Source organism: Clostridium paraputrificum (assembly GCF_900447045.1).
Taxonomy (GTDB): Bacteria; Bacillota; Clostridia; order Clostridiales; family Clostridiaceae; genus Clostridium; species Clostridium paraputrificum.
Genome location: NZ_UAWH01000016.1, coordinates 86,314 through 105,895, shown reverse-complemented (window position 1 = coordinate 105,895; position 19,582 = coordinate 86,314). Strand labels below are relative to the sequence as shown.

Sequence of the window (19,582 nt, the reverse complement as noted above, 5' to 3'; positions counted from 1 at the left end):
TTTATCACTATTTTTCAATAGGTAAATAAAAAATGTAATCTTATTTGAATTGTGCAGAATAAAATATACTATAAAGCGTAAATAGAATACAAAAAGGCGTGGTGAGTAAAGTATGAGAAGTTATTATAAGGCTTATAAAAAAGTAGGGAAAATAGAGACTTCTTTAGCAGAAAAATTAGGAGTTATGTGTTACGGATGTGTATATATCTCACCAGGTGTAATTAGGCATATAATAAGACGCCATAGTAAGCAGTTAAGTAGAAATGTAAAGGATAATCTTATAAATGTAATAGAAAGTATTTTAAAGGATCCTGATTATATAGGGACAAAGATAAAAGAAAATAACAGGATAACAATAGAGTTTGTAAAAAAGGTAGATAGTATTTTGTTATTGGGAATGGAAGTAGATAAAGATGAAGGATATATTTATGTTTCTACTTTATACCCAATCACAAAAAGTAAAATAGATAATAAGATATATGGTGGAAAATTATTAAGTTGTAGTATAGAGTAACTATATACTTGAAAGATTATTTTCTAAGAATTATAATATAGAAATTGAATAGTTATTTTTTGAGGTGAGAAATGGCTCCTCACACGCTAAATTTAGTAAATAGAGATGCAGGATACGCCGACCTGCCAAAAACTATATGACTTTTGGAATTTACCAAAAGTTATTTTTTTAGATAAAATATGGAGGTTTGACATGAAGAAAATAGCAGTGGTTTTTAATGGTGGAACAATATCTATGAAAGTAGATGAGAGGATTAAGGCAGCAGTACCTTCATTAACTGGTGAAGAAATAATGACTATGGTAACAGGGATAGAAGATTATGCGGAAATAGAAAGTTATAACTTTTCTAGTCTTCCATCTCCTCATATGACACCTAATCTTATGTTTGAATTATCAAGATTTGTTAATAAGTTATTAGAAAGAGATGATATAGACGGAGTTGTAATAACTCATGGAACGGATACGCTAGAAGAAACAGCATATATGTTAGATTTAACTTTAGATAGTAGCAAGCCTGTGGTTATAACAGGTGCAATGAGAAGTAGCTCAGAGTTAGGGTATGATGGTCCGTTTAATTTAGCTACATCAATATGTACGGCTGCATCAGAAAAGGCTGTTGGAAGAGGAGTGTTAGTGTGTTTTAATGGAGAATTAAATAGTGCAAGAGAAGTGACAAAAACAAACTCTATGGCTCTCAATGCTTTTAGAACACCTAATTTTGGTCCTATAGGTATAGTAGATAATGATAATGTAATATTTTACAGAAAGTGTAAAAAAGGACAGCATGTAAAAATAGATAATATTAAAGGGGATGTAGCCCTAATAAAGTGTGTATCTGGTTCAGATTGTTCTTTCATTGATTTTGCTATAGAAAAAGGTTACATAGGAATAGTTATTGAAGCCTTAGGAAGAGGTAATATACCTCCTCAAATGGTTCATGGAGTTGAAAGGGCTATAAAGAGAAATATTCCTGTTGTAATTGTGTCAAGGTGTTTTGAAGGGAGAGTCTTTGATTCCTATGGATATGAAGGTGGAGGAAAAGATTTAAGAAATAGAGGTGCCATATTTGGAGATACTATGCAAGGGCAAAAAGCTAGAATTAAGTTGATGGTAGCTTTAAGTTATACTGATGAATATAGTGCTATAAAAGAGTTTATGGAAGATGGATTGTATAATAATGAATTATAAATAATAAAATAAATCGAATATTCGTGAAAAGATATACGAATTTCATACGTTTCTATTGACAATTATTACTTGCGCATTATATAATAATATTCGTAAAGCGAATAACTCATATAATGTGTCAATAAGGGTCACAGTTTCTACCAGATACCGTAAATATCTGACTATGAGTGGACTGAATGTATATTATTAAATTTTAAAAGGTCTTTATGAGTTGTTGCTTTTCTTTAGCTCATAAGGACCTTTTTATTATTTTGGAGGAGAAAAATGCAAGACGTTAAACAAAAAAGAAGATTATTAGAAATCTTCACAAACGAAAATGTTGATTTCAAAAGAGAAATCATGGCAGGTATTACTACATTCTTAACTATGGCTTATATCATAGCGGTAAATCCTAATATTTTAAGTGCTGCAGGAATGGATGCAGGAGCTTTAGTTACAGCTACTTGTTTAGCTGCGGGTTTATCTACAATTTTAATGGGTGTTTTCGCTAATTTACCATTTGCATTAGCATCTGGTATGGGACTAAATGCATATTTTGCATTTACAGTTGTAGGACAAAATAAAATTCCTTGGGAAATAGCTTTAACAGCAGTATTTGTAGAAGGTATCATTTTTATTCTTTTATCATTATTTAAAGTACGTGAAGCTGTTGTAAATGCAATTCCTAAAAACATGAAGTATGCAGTTACTGCAGGTATTGGACTATTTATAGCATTTATTGGATTACAAGGTTCTGGAATTGTAGTTAACAATGATAGTACATTAGTTGCACTTGGTAGATTTACATCACCTACATTTTTAATTGCTTTATTAGGGCTATTAATTATTGCAGTACTTGATAAGAAAGGTGTTAAGGGGTCAATTCTTATTGGTATATTAGTATCAACATTAGTAGCTTGGGGATATGCAAAGTTTGATCCTGCTTATGCAGCATCACTTGGTATTTATCTTCCAGAAGGAATTTTTAAATTTGAAAGTATAGCACCTATAGCTGGTAAGATTGATTTTGGATATATGTTACATCCAACAACAATTGGTAGTTTCTTTGTTGTAGTTTGTACGTTCTTATTCGTAGATTTCTTTGATACAGTTGGTACATTAGTTGGTGTTTGTTCAAGAGCAAATATGTTAGATAAAGATGGCAAGGTTCCGAATGCAGGTAAGGCTTTAATGGTTGATGCTATTGGTACAACAGCTGGGGCTTGCTTAGGGGTATCTACTGTTACAACATACGTTGAAAGTTCAACAGGTGTAGCAGCAGGTGGTAGAACAGGATGGACTGCAATAACAACAGGTGTTCTATTCTTATTAGCAATGTTCTTCTCTCCAATATTTATAGCAATTCCTTCATGTGCAACTGCACCAGCATTAATCTACGTTGGATATTTAATGTTAGGAGCAGTTAAGAATATTGACTTCGATGATTTAACAGAAGGTGTACCAGCATTTATTACAATTGCTATGATGCCTCTTGCATATAGCATTGGTGATGGTTTAACATTTGGTGTAATTTCTTATGTAGCAATTAATTTAATATACAATATATTCTTTGTTAAAGAAGATAAGAAGAAAGTATCTTGGGTAATGATAATACTTGCATTCTTATTCTTATTGAAATTAATATTTATTTAATATTTATAGTGATTAAGTGGTTATATCTTTTGTGGGTATGACCACTTTTTTAACGTATAGACTAGTTATAAGATTTTAATTTGGAACATCACTTATGTAGATGATTTAAAAATAGATGGCTCCACAGTTGCTTTGGTAATTTTTTATTTATCTAAAATTAAATTTTTTGAATTTATTGTGTATAAATATATATTTAAAGATTGTTTTAAATATATAAATATGTAGTTATAATAGGGCATGGAGGATTTTATTTAAAAAAGAAAAGAAGATAAACTATTTTTTTATTCTTAAGTAAATTAAATTAAATTTCAGTTAGCTTCAATAGTTTGATATTGATAAAGTTTGTCTGCTTCTTAAAGAATGAAAAATAAAATATGTGACTCTGCAAGATTTTTCTCAGACAAGCTTTAGAAGCTTTAATGAGTAAGTTCTATTTGTAAAATTAAAAATTAGAATGCTATTTGTGCGTCTGGTAAAAAGTGAGGGTTCCACAGTGGTGTCGTTAATTTTTTATTTGAAGTTGGAGATAATGTTATGAGGATTATAATATAAAAGTTATTAAAAAATAAGCGGAGTAAGCTGAAGGGTTACTATAAAGTTTAGAGAAGAAAAGAAAAAGAACAAATGTAAATAATTTATTAACGAATTATTGACTGGTGAGGAAAAATAAATTAATATGAGTCTATAATAAGGGAGAGGGAAGTGAATAATTATGGCTAAAAGTATGACTAGCTTTGGAAGAGCTCAAAGTGAAGAAGGAAAAGAACACTTATTTTCTATAGAAATGAAAAGTGTGAATAACAGATATCTTGATGTTAATATAAGAATGCCTAAATTTATGATTGCTTTAGAAGATGAAGTAAGAAAAATAATTAATAATTATCTAAATAGAGGTAAGGTAGATGTTTTTATAAACTTTAAAGGCTATAGTAAAAGCAATGCTCTTCCTAAAGTAAATATGGATCTTGCAAAGGGATATTATGAGTGTTTAAAGGAAATATCAGAAACTCTAGGAGTTGTTAACGATATAACAGCTACAAGATTATCAAGATTTCCAGATGTTTTAACATTAGAAGCTGAAGAAGAAAACCTAGAAGAAATTTTAATAGAAATAAAACCTCTTGTTATATCGTCATTAGAAATGATGAATGATATGAGAGTAAGTGAGGGAGAAAAGTTAAAGGAAGATATTCTATGTAAGTTATCTGATATAGAAGCAAATGTTAAGGAAATTGAAGAAATAGCAGAAAATGTCCCTGTAAACTACAAACGTAAATTAGAAGAAAGAATAAAAGAATTAACTAGTAGTATTAAATTAGATGAAGAAAGAATAGCTACAGAAGTTGCCATTTTTGCTGATAAAGCTGCTGTAGATGAAGAAATTACAAGACTTAATAGCCATATAAATCAAATGAGAAAAACACTAGAATTAAATGAGCCAATAGGTAGAAAACTTGATTTTATAGTTCAAGAAATGAATAGAGAAACTAATACCATTGGTTCAAAAGCTAATGATATGGGTATGACCAATATAGTCATTAACATAAAGAACTTATTAGAAAAAATAAGAGAACAAGTTCAAAATATTGAATAATAATTAGGAGGATTAGAACATGGGTATTAAATTAATTAATATTGGTTTTGGGAACATAGTTTCTGCAAATAGATTAGTGGCAATTGTTAGTCCTGAATCAGCACCAATAAAAAGAATTATTCAGGAAGCAAGAGATAGAGGCATGCTAATTGATGCAACATATGGAAGAAGAACAAGGGCAGTTATAATAACAGATTCAGATCATGTAATATTATCTGCTGTTCAACCAGAAACGGTAGCTCATAGATTATCTACAAAGGATGAAGTAGAAGACGAGGTTGAAGATTAATATGGCAAAAAACAAGGGAGTTTTAATAGTTATTTCTGGTCCTTCAGGTGCAGGAAAAGGTACAATATGCAAGGCACTTTTAGAAAAACATAAAGATATACACCTTTCTGTTTCTGCTACAACTAGAGATCCAAGACAAGGTGAGGTTCATGGAATTAACTACTACTTTTTAAATAAGGATGAGTTTTTAAAGAAAGTAGAAGAGGATGATTTTTTAGAGTGGGCTGAGGTATATGGTAATTGTTACGGTACACCAAAGTCAAATGTACAAGAACTTTTAGACTCTGGAAAAGATGTAATTCTTGAAATAGATATACAAGGGGCATTAAAAGTAAAAGAAAATACAGAAGAAGGAGTATTTATATTTATACTTCCTCCTTCAATGGAAGAATTAAAACAAAGAATCATTAATAGAGGAAGTGAAACACCAGAATCCTTAATGAGAAGATTTAATTCAGCTTATCAAGAAATTAACTATATTTCTAAATATAATTATGCAGTGGTTAATGATACTGTAGAAAATGCAGTGAATAAGATAGAAAATATACTAGCTGCAGAAAAATGTAGAGTTGATAGAATACAAGGAACAATTTTGAATTTAGAGGAGGGCATAAGTCATGAGTAATTCAATGATTAATCCATCAGTAGTAGATTTATTAAAAAAGGTAGAAGATAGATATTCACTAGTAATAGTAACATCAAAAAGAGCTAGACAGTTAATAGACGGTTCTAAACAATTAGTAGATGTAGATTCTAAAAAGGCTTTAACTATTGCAATAAATGAAGTAAATGATGGCGCAGTTGGATATGAGAGAGTAAAGGAATCAACTAAGTAATCATGGAAAATAAAAGGTGTGTTGTTTTAGGTGTAACTGGAGGAATTGCAGTATATAAGGCTTTGGATGTTATAAGTGCACTACGAAAAAAAGATGTAGATGTTAGAGTTATAATGACAAAGTCAGCTACCGAGTTTGTAACTCCTCTTACCTTTCAATCTATGAGTCAAAATATCGTTACAACAGATATGTTTGCAGAACCTAAGGCTTGGGAAATACAACATATTAGTTTAGCTAAAAGGGCAGATGTGTTTTTAGTAGCGCCAGCTACAGCAAATATTATAGGAAAAGTTGCAAATGGTATTGCAGATGACATGCTTTCAACTACTATAATGGCAACAAGAGCTAAAGTAATATTTGCACCAGCTATGAACACTAATATGTATACTAACCCTATAGTTCAAGAAAATATAGCAAAACTTAAAAAGTTAGGGTATGAATTTATTGAACCAGCTAGTGGTAGACTTGCATGTGGAGATGAGGGAAAAGGAAAATTAGCACCTGCTTCAGATATAGTAGAAAAAGTTCTAAGTGAGCTTTATGATAAAAAAGATTTAATAGGCAAAAAGGTTCTTGTAACAGCAGGACCAACTAGAGCCAATATAGATCCAGTCAGATTTATTTCAAATAGATCTACAGGTAAAATGGGATATGCAATAGCTGAAGAAGCAAGAGATAGAGGGGCAGAAGTAGTTCTTGTTTCAGGACCTACAAATGAACCTGCACCATATGGAATAAATGTAATTAAAATTAACACTAATGAAGAAATGAGAAGTGAGGTTCTAAAGCATTTTGAAACTTCTGATATTGTTGTTAAGTCAGCTGCAGTTGCTGATTATAAGGCTAAAGAATACAGTGAAAACAAAATTAAAAAGGGAAATGGCGATTTTGAAATAATTCTTACTAGAGACAATGATATTTTAAAGGAATTAGGAGAGAAAAAGTCAGGACAAATTTTAGTTGGGTTTGCAGCTGAAAGTCAAAATGTTGTTGAAAATGCTAAAGGTAAGCTTATTAAAAAGAATTTAGATTATATTGTAGCAAATGATATTACATCAAAAGATAGTGGGTTTGCTTCAAATGACAATAGAGTAACTATCGTTACAAGAGAAGGACAAGAGCTTTCCCTAGAGAAAATGAGTAAAAGGGAAGTGGCTAGAAATTTATTTGACATTATAGGAGGAAAGCGCTAAAATGCGCTTTTTCTTATATTATACATCTAAAAGGAGTGAGGGTAATTGTTTGAATTATATGCTGAAGTTATAATAAATAGTGATGCAATAGAAATTGATAGACCCTTCACTTATAAAGTTAAGGAAGAATTACTTGATATTATAGAGATAGGACATAGGGTAAAGGTTCCTTTTGGAGTTAAAAATAAACCTACTGAAGCATTTGTTCTAGGTTTGAAGTGCGAAGGGATAGAAAATGTTAAAAAAATAAAATATATTTCTTCAATACTTGATGATATTCCTATCTTAACAAGAGATGATTTAAAGTTAGTTGATTTCTTACGAGAAAACTATCTTTGTAAATATATAGATGCAATAAGAACAATAATTCCTTCTGGATTATCAAAAGGAATTAAAAATAAGAAAAAAACAGTAATTGTTTTTAATAAAGAACTAGATGGAAAGCTTAAAGACAAAGATAATTATGTAAAAATAGTTAATTTAATAAAAGAAAAGGATGGGGAATTAACTAAAAGTGAAATAATTAATGATTATTCTTTATCATCATATTCATTAAATAAATTAATAGAAAATGGTTATTTACTAACAGAAGATAGAGTTGTTTACAGATATAATACTAGAAGTTATATAGAAGAAAGTAAAAATGTTCTAAATGATGAACAAAAAAATGCTTTTAATAAGATACTTAATTCGGATAAAAAGGGATTTCTTTTAAAAGGGGTCACAGGTTCAGGAAAAACTGAGGTTTACATGAATTTAGTAGGTGAAACTTTAAAAGAAGGAAAATCAGCAATAGTTCTTGTCCCAGAAATATCATTAACACCTCAAATGATAGAAAGGTTTAAAGGTAGATTTGGTAAAAATGTTGCATTATTTCATAGTAAATTATCTCAAGGTGAAAGGTTTGATGAATGGTATAGAATAAAAAAAGGAGAAGCAAGACTTGTAGTAGGTGCAAGGAGTGCAATATTCTTACCTTTAGATAATCTAGGAATAATAATTATTGATGAAGAACATGAAAACACATATAAATCTGAACAAAATCCCAAATATTTAACTAAAGAAGTAGCAAAATTTCTTAGTGAAATAAAAGGGTGTAAATATATTTTAGGATCAGCGACTCCATCTATTGAAACGTACTATGAGGCTTTAAATGGAAAGTTGGAATTAGTAGAAATAAAAAATAGAGTAAGTAATAGACCACTTCCACAAATGGAAATAGTGGATATGAGAGAAGAATTAAAATCTAGAAACTTGTCACTATTAAGTAGAAGCTTATATAATGAGATGAAAGAAACTTTGGAAAGAAAAGAACAAATAATTCTATTTTTAAATAGAAGAGGTTTTTCAAGTTTTGTTTCATGTAGAAGTTGTGGTTATGTTTTTAAATGTCCAGAGTGTGATTTATCAATGACTTATCATAAAAATGGATATTTAATATGCCATTATTGCGGTAGAGCACAGAGGGAACAAAAGGTGTGCCCAGAGTGTGGTAGTAAGTATGTTAAGTTTTTTGGGGCAGGAACTCAAAGAGTGGAAGAAGAGGTAAAAAAATATTTTCCTAAAGCTAGAGTAATGAGGATGGATGTTGATACAACAAGAAATAAGGATTCTCATGAAAATATATATAATGCTTTTAAAAGTGGAGAAGGAGATGTTCTTATTGGTACACAAATGGTATCAAAAGGGTTAGATTTTAAGAATGTAACATTAGTAGGGGTATTAGCCGCTGATATATCATTAAATATTCCTGATTATAGGTCTTCAGAGCGTACTTATCAAATAATAACGCAAGTGGCTGGTCGTGCTGGTAGAGGAGAAAAGAAGGGGAAAGTAGTTATACAAACTTATACTCCAAATAGCTTAAGCCTTCAATATGCCATAGAAAACAATTATAATGATCTCTATAATGAAGAGATAAAGGTTAGAAAAATAATGAATTATCCGCCTTTCAGTACTATCTTTTTAATAAATTCTATTAGTAAAGATGAACGAAAATTAAAAGGATTTATGAATAAGGTAGGAGAAAGTTTGAGAAAACTACTAGATAGTAGGGAAAATATTCAAATATTAGGACCTGTACCGTGTATAATAACCAAGTTGAAGGATAACTATAGATGGCAAATAATTATTAAAGGAAATTTAGATAATAAATTAAAGTTAAAAATAAAAGATATACTTTATGAATTGAATAAGAGTGTATATAATGAAATAAGAATTAGTATGGATATTAATCCAAATAATATGACTTAGGAGGATGGAAAATGGCAATTAGAAATATAAGAACTAAAGGCGATGAAGTTTTAAGAAAGAAGTGTAGAAATGTTGATGCTATAAATGAGCGTACTTTAACATTAATAGAGGATATGATAGATACTATGTATGATGCAGATGGAGTAGGGCTTGCTGCTCCACAAGTGGGGATTTTAAAGAGAATTTTCGTTATAGATGTATATGATGATTATGGTCCAAGAGTATTCATAAATCCTGAAATACTAGAGGTAGGTGGATGCCAAATAGGTGAAGAAGGATGCTTAAGTGTACCTGGAGTTTCTGAAGATGTTGAAAGACCTAATTATGTTAAAGTAAAGGCTTTAAATGAAAAGGGTGAAGAATTTATTTTAGAAGCAGAGGAGTTATTAGCAAGAGCAATATGTCATGAAAATGATCACTTAAATGGAGTGTTATTTGTAGACCATTTAAAGTAGAAATTGGAGGATAACTTATGAAGATAGTTTTTATGGGAACACCTGATTTTGCTGTTCCTTCATTAAAAAAGCTAATTGAAAAATATGATGTTTGTGCAGTATTTACACAGCCAGATAGACCAAAGGGAAGAGGTAAAAAAGTAGCTTTTTCACCAGTTAAGGAAGTTGCATTAGAAAATAATATAGAGGTGTATCAACCTATAAAGCTTAAGGATGATAGAGATATGATAGAAAAGTTAAAGTCTATTAATCCTGACTTTATAATAGTTGTTGCTTTTGGTCAAATATTAACAAAAGAAGTTTTAGATATACCTAAGCATGGATGTATTAACCTACATGGATCTTTATTACCAATGTATAGAGGTGCTGCACCTATAAACTGGGCAATAATTAAGGGTGAAAAGAAGTCTGGAAACACGACTATGCTTATGGACGTTGGTTTAGATACCGGAGATATGTTATTAAAGGATGAAGTAGAGATACCAGAGAATATGACCGCCGGTGAACTATATGATATACTTAAAGAAAGAGGATCAGACCTTTTAGTTAACACTATTGAAGGGATTAAGAACAATACTATAATTCCAGAAAAGCAAAGCGATGAAACATTCTATGCAAAAATGCTTAATAAAGAGATAGCTGAGATAAATTGGAATGATAGTGCTAAAGATATTCATAATATTATAAGAGGGCTAAATCCGTGGCCAGTAGCTTTCACAAACTTTAAAGGTGAAAGAATGAAAATTTATGAAAGTAATCCACTTAATGAAGAAAGTAAAGAAGAGCCAGGTACAATTATTAGTGCAACAAAGGAAGGTATGAAGGTTTCATGTGGAAGTAATGTTCTATTAATAAAAAAGATTCAGCTTCCAAATGGAAAGCCTTTAACCATAGAACAATATATAAATGGGCATAAGATTGAGAAGAAAGAAAAATTAGGATAGAGGAGTGGTTAAAGATGCCTTATGGATATTACATTGACCCTACATTCTTAATATTAATACCGGCAGTTATTTTGAGTTTTATAGCTCAAATGATGGTGAATTCAGCATTTAATAAGTATAAAAGAGTTAGAAGCTTAAATGGGTATACCGGTGAGCAAGTAGCAAGAATGATGCTAAATGAAGCAGGACTTCAAGGAATTTCAATTGAAAGATGTGAGAGAAGTTTGGGAGATCATTATGATCCTAGAAGTGGTGTTATAAGATTATCACCAGAGGTATATAATGGTTCAACTATTGCAGCAGCAGGAATTGCAGCACACGAAGTAGGTCATGCAATACAATACCAGCAAGAATATAGTCCACTTATAATAAGAAATGCAATAGTACCAGCAGTTAATTTTAGTAGTTCTTTTTCATGGGTATTATTCTTTGCAGGTATATTGTTCTCGTTTAAGCCATTAGTGACAATAGGAATATTCTTATTCTCAGCAACAGTGATTTTTCAACTAATTACTTTGCCAGTAGAATTTAATGCGTCTAGTAGAGCCCTTGGAATTTTAAACAGTAGAGGAATATTATATGGCGATGAAGTTGATGGTGCAAAAAAGGTATTAAGAGCAGCAGCATTGACTTATGTGGCAGCAGCATTAATGGCAGTGTTACAATTAGTGCGTTTAATTTTAATAAGTAGAAGAGATGATTAAAGAGGTAGCGATATGAACTGTAGAAAAGTAGCAATAAATATACTAGAAAGAATAATAAATGAAGGAGCATATTCAAATATAATTTTATCTAATGAGTTAAATAATTCTGATTTATCAGATAAGGATAAAGCGTTAGTTACAGAAATTGTATATGGAACTTTAAGAAGATTAAAGACTATAGATACTATAATAGCTTCTTTTGTAAAAGATATATCTATAATGGATAAAAAAATATTAAATATTTTAAGAGTAGCAGTATATCAAATGAACTATCTTGATAAGGTACCTTCATATGCTGCATGTAATGAAGCAGTAGAAGAAGCAAAAGAAATATCAGATAAAGATTCAAAGTTAGTAAATGGTATTTTAAGAAACTTTGTTAAAAAAGAAGGTAAATTTGATATTGTATTTAGAAATAAAATAGATGAAATAGCCTTTGATTTATCATTTGAACCATGGATGGTTAGAATGTTTATAAAACAATATGGTGAACATGAAGCACTTGAAATACTAGAAGGATTAAATAATACTCCAAAGATGACTGTTAGAGTAAATAGCATTAAAGGGGATTATGAAGATGTATATGAAGAACTTGAGGAAGCTGGATATAATATAGAAGAAGGTTGCATTTGTCCTGAGGCTATATCTATAAAAGGTGGAAAGGGAATTGAAAATAATCAGGCTTTTGTAGATGGAAAAATAACAGTACAAGATGAAAGTGCAATGCTCATCTCACCTTTACTTGATTTAGAAGAAGGTATGAAGGTACTAGATTTATGTTGTGCACCAGGAGGTAAGACTACTCATATAGGTGAATTATTAAATAATACAGGTGAAGTGTTAGGCTTTGATTTGCATGAAAATAAGTTGGAATTAGTTAAAGAAAACTATGAAAGACTTGGAATAACAAACATAAAATTAGCTCAAATGGATGCTACTAAGCTTGATGCTAAATTAGTATCTTATGCTGATAGAGTATTACTAGATGTGCCTTGTTCAGGTATAGGAATAATAAGAAAGAAGCCTGAAATAAAGTGGACTAAAAAGAGAAAAGACTTAAAGGAAATAGTAGAAGTTCAAAGAGAAATTCTTGAAAATGCTTGGGAATATTTAAAGACAGGTGGAGTTATGGTATATTCAACTTGTACATTAAATAAAGAAGAAAATGAAGAAAATATTAAGTGGTTCTTAAGCAAGCACAAAGATGCAACTATAGAAAAGGTGTTTATAGGTAAGGGCGCAAATCTTTGTTACAACCAAATGGGAACTTTAACAATATTGCCAAATGAATATATGGATGGGTTCTTTGTGGCTAAGATTAAGAAAAACTAGGAGAAACTATGGAAAATATATTAGATTATACACAAGAAGAGTTATTAACTTGGATGAAAGAAAATGGAGAAAGTGCCTTTAGAGCTAAGCAAGTGATTTCTTGGATATACAAAGAAATATGGAATTTTGAAGAAATGAAAAATATTCCAAAGAGCTTGAAAGACAAATTAAGCAATAACTTTTATTTTGGAATTCCAAAGGTTGAGGAAGAATATATTTCAAAAGTAGATGGTACTAAAAAGTTATTATTAGCTTTTAATGATGGTAATTTAATAGAAACAGTAATAATGAAGTATAAACATGGAAATTCAATATGTGTTTCTACACAGGTAGGGTGCAGAATGGGATGTAAATTCTGTGCCTCTACCCTAGGGGGGAGAATAAGAAATCTTACTGCTGGTGAGATAATTTCGCAAATATTAGTCGCTCAGAAGATTACTGGAGAAAGAATTTCTAATATTGTTTTAATGGGAAGTGGAGAGCCACTAGATAATTTTGACAATGTAATGAAATTCTTAGAAATAGTAAATGCAGATTATGGATTAAACATAGGTCAAAGGCATATAACTCTTTCTACATGTGGAATTGTGCCTAAAATGTATGAATTAGCGGATAAAGGGCTAAGCATAACACTAGCAATTTCGCTTCATGCTTTCAACGATGAAAAAAGAAAAGAGATTATGCCAATAGCTAATAAATATTCAATAAAAGAAATATTAGATGCATGTAATTACTACATAGAAAAAACTAAGAGAAGAATAACATTTGAATACTCCTTGGTAAAAGATGTTAATGATGGAAGTGAAGATGCAAAGGCTTTAGGAAAATTACTAAAAGGAATGTTATGTCATGTAAACTTAATCCCTGTAAATGAAGTTAAAGAAAATAGTTTTAAAAGGTCTTCAGAAAAGACAATTCAAAACTTTGAAAATATATTAAAAAATACTGGCGTAGAAGTAACTGTTAGAAGAGAAATGGGAAGCGATATTAATGCGGCCTGTGGACAGCTAAGAAGAAGTTACATAAAAGAAAATGATATTAAGCTAGTATAACTAAAAAGGGGGGAGATTGTATGGTAGGTATAGTGAGCGATATAGGTATGGTCCGAAACTTAAATGAAGATTATGCAAAGTACTTAGAATGTAATGATTTTAAAATTTATGTGGTTGCAGATGGGATGGGTGGACATAATGCTGGCGAAGTTGCTAGTAAAATGGCAGCAGAAGGAATCGTAAACTATGTTGGAGAGAATTTCAGTGAAAATACTAAAGATGTTGTGTTAAAAAATGCAATAGAAAAGGTTAATAAAGATATCTATTTTCATTCATTAAAAAATGATTGTTTAAATGGAATGGGGACAACAATAACTGCTTGTTTAATTACTAAGGATTGGATAAAGATAGCTAATGTAGGAGATAGCTCTTGTTTTGGCATTACTAATAATGAAATTATAAAAATAACAAAGGATCATTCTTTGGTGCAAGAGCTAGTTGATTCTGGATCGATTTCTGAAAATGAGGCTGCTAATCATCCTAAAAAAAATATTATAACGAGGGCAATTGGTACGAGTGATAAGGTAAATGTTGATATATTTGATATAATTGAAAACAAATATGATAAATATGTATTGTGTTCAGATGGATTAACTAATGAACTTACCAAAGAAGATATCATCAAAGTAATTAATGAAGAAAAAGATTTATCATTGGCCTGTGAAAGACTTGTTAATATAGCAAAGTATAAAGGTGGAAGAGATAACATAACAGTTTTGTTGTTTGGAGGAGAGATGTAAGATGATAGGAGAAATTTTAGGTAATAGGTACGAGATAGAAGAAAAAATAGGCGAAGGTGGCATGTCTATTGTTTATAAAGCTAGATGTAACAAGCTTAATAGATATGTAGCTGTAAAAGTACTGAAGAAAGAGATGTCAGATAACGAAGATATAGTAAATAAATTTAAAAGAGAAGCAACTGCTATAGCAGCACTTTCAGATAATAATATAGTAAATATTTTAGATGTTGGAAGTCAAGATGATATTAACTATATAGTTATGGAGTATGTTAAGGGCAAAACCTTAAAAGAGTTGATAAAACAGTTTGGCAAATTAAATTATGAAACTGCAATTACTATAGCTATTCAAATTGCAAAAGCATTAGAATGTGCTCATAAAAATAATATTATTCATAGGGATGTTAAACCACAAAATATTTTGGTTACAGAAGAAGGTTTAATAAAGGTTACTGATTTTGGTATAGCTAAATCAACAAGTTCTGCTACTCTTACAAATACAACAACTATAATGGGATCTGCACATTATTTTTCTCCAGAACAAGCTAAAGGAACTTTAGTTGATAATAGAACGGATTTATACTCTCTAGGAGTTGTGTTGTATGAAATGGTTACTGGAAAGGTTCCTTTTGAAGCTGATTCTCCAGTAACAATAGCTTTAAAACATATACAAGAAGAGGTAGTGCCACCAAAACAAATTAATTCAAAAATACCAGAAAGTCTTAATAAATTAATTATAAAGGCTATGGAGAAAGATCCTGGTATGAGATATCAAAATGCTAGAGATATTATTAATGATCTTCAAAAGATTAAGGAAGATCCTAATGCTGTGATTGATAATGTTGTTGAAAATGAAGAAAATGAACACACAATAATCATGGGTAGTGTTAATGCACCAGATAATACTAAGTCTGTTAATAAAGCTTTAGAAGACGAGTATTATGAAGATGATGAAGATGATGAGTATTATGATGATGACTACTATGATGAAGATGATGACGATGAAGAGTACGATGGTAAGAAGAAAAAGAAAAAATCTTATAAAAATTTAATAATAGGTGTAGCTGTAGTTGTAGGATTACTTTTATTAGGTGTAGGAGCATTTGCTATATCAGGGGGATTCTCAGCTGCTAAAACTGTTAAGGTTCCAGATTTAAAAGGAATGACTCTTGAAGAAGCTAAGAAAGCAATTGAAGATGCGGGATTAGAGTATGTAGATGCAGGAACTGAAAAGAGTGATGAAGAAGAAGGCACTGTAATTAAATTTGATCCTGAAGCAGGAAAAGAAGTTAAAAAAGGATCTGAGGTAAGAGTTATAACTAGTGCAGGTGTTACTAAGATAAAAATGCCAAACTTAGTTGAAGAAACTGAAACAGATGCAAAAGCTACTTTAGATAAGTTGAATTTAAAAAATTATAAGATTGAATATAATTTTTCTGATGATATAGAAAAAGGAAAAGTAATAAGTACAAATCCAGTTAAGGATGAAGAAATAACTGAAGATACAGCCATAACTATAGTTGTGAGTGAAGGAAAGAAGACTAATTATCAACCAATGCCAGATTTAATTGGAAAAGGCAGAGATGAAGCAATTAGAGAATTAGCTAAATTAAATTTAGATGGAAGTGTAGTTGGAGAAGTTGAAGTTACTGATGAGAAGTTAGTTGGAAAAATAGCATGGACATCTCATGCATATGGGACTTCAGTAGCAGAGGGAACTAAGATTCAACTTAAGGTTGGTAAATTACAAGAAGAGAAAGTATTTGTTGATAGCTTTATTAAAGCAGGAATGAAGGCTTTAGATGCTAAAAAGGCATTAGAAGATGCTGGCTTCACTAATGTAGTTATTAATGGAGACAAGAATGGAGTTGTAATAGGATGGAATCCTACAGATAAGATTACAAAGTCTACAAAGGTTATTATAACTTCTGGAAAAGCTGAAGAACCATTACCACCAACTGATCCTGAAGAATAAGTTAGATATAAAGAAGGAATTTGCATTTAATGTGTAGATTCCTTTCTTATTTTCAATAATTTCTAAAATTAATTGCAATTATAGATTAAATCTGGTTATTATATATAATAGAAATACAATCATGGAGGAAGTATGGAAGGAAAAATAATTAAAGGTATAGGTGGCTTTTATTATATAAAAACATCTGAAGGAATAATAGAATGTAAAGCAAGAGGAAAATTCCGTCATAAGGATATGAAACCTATGGTTGGAGATGATGTTACAATCAAAATTGAGAATGGCAAAGGTGTAATAGAAGATATTCATGAAAGAAAATCAGAACTTATTAGACCTACAGTTGCAAATGTAACATTGGCTTTTGTTGTATTTGCTATAAAAAATCCAGATTTAAATTTTGACTTATTAAATAGATTTTTAGTACTATGCGAAAGTAATAATATTGAGGCAATAGTATGTTTAAATAAAATAGATTTAGTAACAGATGAAGAAAGAGAAGAAGTAAAAAAGAAAATTAATGATATTGGATATGAAGTGCTTTATATAAATGCCAAAAAAGGTGAGGGTATAGAGTTACTTAAAGAAAGAATGAAGAACAATATAACTGTTTTATGTGGTCCATCAGGTGCAGGAAAATCTACATTAATAAATACCTTAAGTGATAGAGAACATATGGAAACAGGTGTTGTTAGTGAAAAAATAGGTAGAGGTAGACATACTACAAGACATAGTGAAATTATAGAAGTATCAGGTGGATATATTGTAGATACACCTGGATTCTCTACATTAGATGTAACTTTTATCGATAAGGATGATTTGAAATATTGTTTTCCTGAGTTTGAAGAGCTTAATAATGAATGTAAGTTTAGAGGCTGTTTACATCATAAAGAACCAGGATGTGCAATAAAGGAAGCTGTTGAAGAAGGTAAAATTAATAAATATAGATATGAATTTTATATAAGAACATTAGAAGAAATACTTGAGGGGAGGAAATATAGATGGTAAAAATATCACCGTCAATATTATCAGCAGATTTTGCAAAACTAGGAGAGGATGTTAAGAGGGTATCTGAAGCAGGTGCCGATTGGATACATATAGATGTAATGGATGGAGCATTTGTTCCTAATATAACAATAGGTGCTCCTGTTGTTAAAGCTCTAAGAGATAAGAGTGATAAGGTTTTTGACGTTCATTTAATGGTTGAAAACCCAACTAGATTTATAGATGACTTTGTAGAGGCAGGTTCAGATTTAATTACAATTCACTATGAATCAGAGGTACATATAGATAGAGCAATACAATATGTGAAATCTAAAGGAGTAAAAGTAGGACTAGCATTAAATCCAGGTACATCTGTATGCCTTATAAAGGATTTAATACCTCAATTAGATATGGTTCTAATTATGTCTGTAAATCCAGGTTTTGGAGGACAAAAGTTTATTGATTATTCTCTTGAAAAGATAAGAGAGGTAAATGAGTTGAAGAAAAAATATAACAATGCTTTAATGATACAAGTAGATGGTGGTGTAGGAGTTAATAACATAAAAGAAATTGTTGAAGCCGGAGCTACTGTTGTTGTTGCAGGGTCAGCAGTATTTAAGGACAATAAGATTGAGGAAAACATTAAATTATTAAAGGAAAGTGTTTAATGAGAGCAATTATTGTAAGTGGTGGAACACCTCCATCAGAAAAGTTACTAAAGAGCTATATCCAAGAAGGTGATTTTATAATTGGAGTAGATAAGGGATGCAATGCATTAGTTGAATATGATATTCATATAGACTTAGCCTTAGGTGACTTTGATTCAATAAATAAGGAGGTATATGAGATATTAAATAGTAAAAATACTCATATATTAACTTATAATTCAGAAAAAGATTATTCTGATACTCATTTGGGATATATTACAGCCATTGAAAATGGGGCAGATAAAATTTTTTTGTTTGGAGCAACAGGCACAAGAGTTGACCATATGCTTGGCAACTTAGGACTTTTTAGAAATTCAATAATTGATAAGGTTCATTTAGAAATTATTGATGATAATAATAGAATGTTTGTTGTAAATAAAGAAGCCACTTTTAAAGGGAGTTATGGAGAAACAATTAGTTTTCATTCTTTAAGCGATGAGGTTAAAAAACTTAATATAATAGGTGGAAAGTATAAATTAAAAGACTATGATATGAAATTATTAGAGCCTAGAGCTATATGTAATGAGTTTTTGGATAAAGATATACGAATTACATTTGAAAGTGGATTAATTTTAGTAAATTTTCCTAAAGATTAAAAAAGTAATCACCAAATTGACTTTTTGTTCATACAATAGAATAAAGAGAAAATTTGGTGGTTTTTTAATAATTTAAATGGGAGGATTTTATGAAGATAGTAGCTATAAAATTACCAAGATTCATTTCGAGTTTTATAAGGTTCTTTAGAAGAAAAAAATAATACATAACTTTAAAATGAATAGAAAAATAGAAAAAGCCGGAAGCTATAAACTTCCGGCTTTTTAAAGCATAAAAAAATGCATTGCTTAAGCATTGCATTTTTCTATTTGAACTTATATTGCTCTTTGAACCTTACCAGATCTAAGGCATCTTGTACATACGTGAACTGTCTTTGGTGTTCCGTTAACTAAAGCCTTTACTCTCTTTATGTTAGGAGCCCAAGTTCTCTTTGATTGACGATGTGAATGGCTGTACTGTACTCCAGAAACAACACCTTTATTACATACTTCGCATCTTCTTGCCACTTGAAAACACCTCCTTATATAGTGAAGATAAAGTTCTCTTCAATAGGACAAATACGATTTTACCACACCTAGTATAATATTTGCAAGTAAAATATAAAATAAATTGAGACGAGATATCTATTATGGTAGATAATTCTT

The 19,582-nt window shown here is 30.4% G+C and carries 20 protein-coding genes and 1 riboswitch; of the genes, 19 read left to right on the top strand and 1 reads right to left on the bottom strand.

Annotated elements, in window-relative coordinates; all coding sequences use genetic code 11:
* Positions 1 to 112 precede the first annotated feature (112 nt).
* From DR024_RS13805 to DR024_RS13715, 19 genes are all read left to right on the top strand, one after another.
* Entirely contained in the window at positions 113 to 514 is a 402-nt protein-coding gene (locus DR024_RS13805; protein ID WP_027097478.1) for a PBECR3 domain-containing polyvalent protein, read from the top strand.
* Positions 515 to 706: 192 nt separating this feature from the next.
* Positions 707 to 1,702 carry an asparaginase gene (locus DR024_RS13800; protein WP_027097479.1) on the top strand — a complete coding sequence of 332 codons (996 nt, stop codon included), beginning with the start codon at positions 707 to 709 and terminating at the stop codon, positions 1,700 to 1,702.
* Between the two features lie 86 nt (positions 1,703 to 1,788).
* A riboswitch (purine riboswitch) is annotated at positions 1,789 to 1,886 on the top strand.
* A gap of 80 nt (positions 1,887 to 1,966) precedes the next feature.
* Positions 1,967 to 3,334, top strand: a complete 1,368-nt coding sequence (locus DR024_RS13795; protein WP_027097480.1) for an NCS2 family permease — start codon at positions 1,967 to 1,969, stop codon at positions 3,332 to 3,334.
* A 712-nt stretch (positions 3,335 to 4,046) separates the two neighbouring features.
* Positions 4,047 to 4,928, top strand: a complete 882-nt coding sequence (locus tag DR024_RS13790) for a YicC/YloC family endoribonuclease (protein WP_027097481.1) — start codon at positions 4,047 to 4,049, stop codon at positions 4,926 to 4,928.
* 19 nt (positions 4,929 to 4,947) lie between these two features.
* The gene (gene remA, locus DR024_RS13785; RefSeq protein ID WP_027097482.1) at positions 4,948 to 5,217 is read left to right on the top strand and encodes an extracellular matrix/biofilm regulator RemA; all 270 of its coding nucleotides are present in this window, start codon (positions 4,948 to 4,950) and stop codon (positions 5,215 to 5,217) included.
* A 1-nt stretch (position 5,218) separates the two neighbouring features.
* Positions 5,219 to 5,842: a guanylate kinase gene (gene gmk, locus DR024_RS13780; RefSeq protein WP_111919034.1), complete on the top strand. Its 624-nt coding sequence runs from the start codon at positions 5,219 to 5,221 to the stop codon at positions 5,840 to 5,842.
* A complete protein-coding gene (gene rpoZ / locus DR024_RS13775; protein ID WP_027097484.1) occupies positions 5,835 to 6,053 on the top strand; it encodes a DNA-directed RNA polymerase subunit omega in 219 nt (72 codons plus the stop codon). The genes gmk and rpoZ overlap by 8 nt, the downstream gene beginning before the upstream one ends.
* Positions 6,054 to 6,055: 2 nt before the next feature.
* Positions 6,056 to 7,246, top strand: coding sequence for a bifunctional phosphopantothenoylcysteine decarboxylase/phosphopantothenate--cysteine ligase CoaBC (gene coaBC / locus DR024_RS13770; RefSeq protein ID WP_111919032.1), 1,191 nt, complete (start codon positions 6,056 to 6,058; stop codon positions 7,244 to 7,246).
* A 45-nt stretch (positions 7,247 to 7,291) separates the two neighbouring features.
* Complete coding sequence (gene priA, locus DR024_RS13765; protein ID WP_111919030.1) at positions 7,292 to 9,499, top strand: primosomal protein N'; 2,208 nt, start codon at positions 7,292 to 7,294, stop codon at positions 9,497 to 9,499.
* Between the two features lie 11 nt (positions 9,500 to 9,510).
* The gene (gene def, locus DR024_RS13760; protein ID WP_049176851.1) at positions 9,511 to 9,954 is read left to right on the top strand and encodes a peptide deformylase; all 444 of its coding nucleotides are present in this window, start codon (positions 9,511 to 9,513) and stop codon (positions 9,952 to 9,954) included.
* A gap of 17 nt (positions 9,955 to 9,971) precedes the next feature.
* Positions 9,972 to 10,898, top strand: coding sequence for a methionyl-tRNA formyltransferase (fmt, locus tag DR024_RS13755; RefSeq protein WP_111919028.1), 927 nt, complete (start codon positions 9,972 to 9,974; stop codon positions 10,896 to 10,898).
* A gap of 14 nt (positions 10,899 to 10,912) precedes the next feature.
* Positions 10,913 to 11,602: a zinc metallopeptidase gene (locus DR024_RS13750; protein WP_027097489.1), complete on the top strand. Its 690-nt coding sequence runs from the start codon at positions 10,913 to 10,915 to the stop codon at positions 11,600 to 11,602.
* 12 nt (positions 11,603 to 11,614) lie between these two features.
* Entirely contained in the window at positions 11,615 to 12,934 is a 1,320-nt protein-coding gene (gene rsmB / locus DR024_RS13745; protein WP_027097490.1) for a 16S rRNA (cytosine(967)-C(5))-methyltransferase RsmB, read from the top strand.
* 8 nt (positions 12,935 to 12,942) lie between these two features.
* On the top strand, positions 12,943 to 13,986 hold the full coding sequence (rlmN, locus tag DR024_RS13740; protein WP_055184514.1) for a dual-specificity RNA methyltransferase RlmN: 1,044 nt from the start codon (positions 12,943 to 12,945) through the stop codon (positions 13,984 to 13,986).
* Positions 13,987 to 14,006: 20 nt separating this feature from the next.
* Positions 14,007 to 14,726: a Stp1/IreP family PP2C-type Ser/Thr phosphatase gene (locus DR024_RS13735; protein ID WP_027097492.1), complete on the top strand. Its 720-nt coding sequence runs from the start codon at positions 14,007 to 14,009 to the stop codon at positions 14,724 to 14,726.
* Position 14,727: 1 nt separating this feature from the next.
* Positions 14,728 to 16,698 (top strand): Stk1 family PASTA domain-containing Ser/Thr kinase, encoded by a 1,971-nt coding sequence (gene pknB / locus DR024_RS13730; RefSeq protein ID WP_027097493.1) that lies wholly within the window; start codon positions 14,728 to 14,730, stop codon positions 16,696 to 16,698.
* Between the two features lie 132 nt (positions 16,699 to 16,830).
* Complete coding sequence (gene rsgA, locus DR024_RS13725; protein ID WP_027097494.1) at positions 16,831 to 17,700, top strand: ribosome small subunit-dependent GTPase A; 870 nt, start codon at positions 16,831 to 16,833, stop codon at positions 17,698 to 17,700.
* Positions 17,694 to 18,344, top strand: coding sequence for a ribulose-phosphate 3-epimerase (rpe, locus tag DR024_RS13720; RefSeq protein ID WP_027097495.1), 651 nt, complete (start codon positions 17,694 to 17,696; stop codon positions 18,342 to 18,344). The genes rsgA and rpe overlap by 7 nt, the downstream gene beginning before the upstream one ends.
* Complete coding sequence (locus DR024_RS13715) at positions 18,344 to 18,979, top strand: thiamine diphosphokinase (protein WP_027097496.1); 636 nt, start codon at positions 18,344 to 18,346, stop codon at positions 18,977 to 18,979. Before rpe ends, DR024_RS13715 begins: the two co-directional genes overlap by 1 nt.
* A 273-nt stretch (positions 18,980 to 19,252) precedes the next feature.
* Here DR024_RS13715 and rpmB read toward each other — a convergent pair whose 3' ends face one another.
* On the bottom strand, positions 19,253 to 19,444 hold the full coding sequence (rpmB, locus tag DR024_RS13710) for a 50S ribosomal protein L28 (protein WP_027097497.1): 192 nt from the start codon (positions 19,442 to 19,444) through the stop codon (positions 19,253 to 19,255).
* Between the last annotated feature and the right edge of the window lie 138 nt (positions 19,445 to 19,582).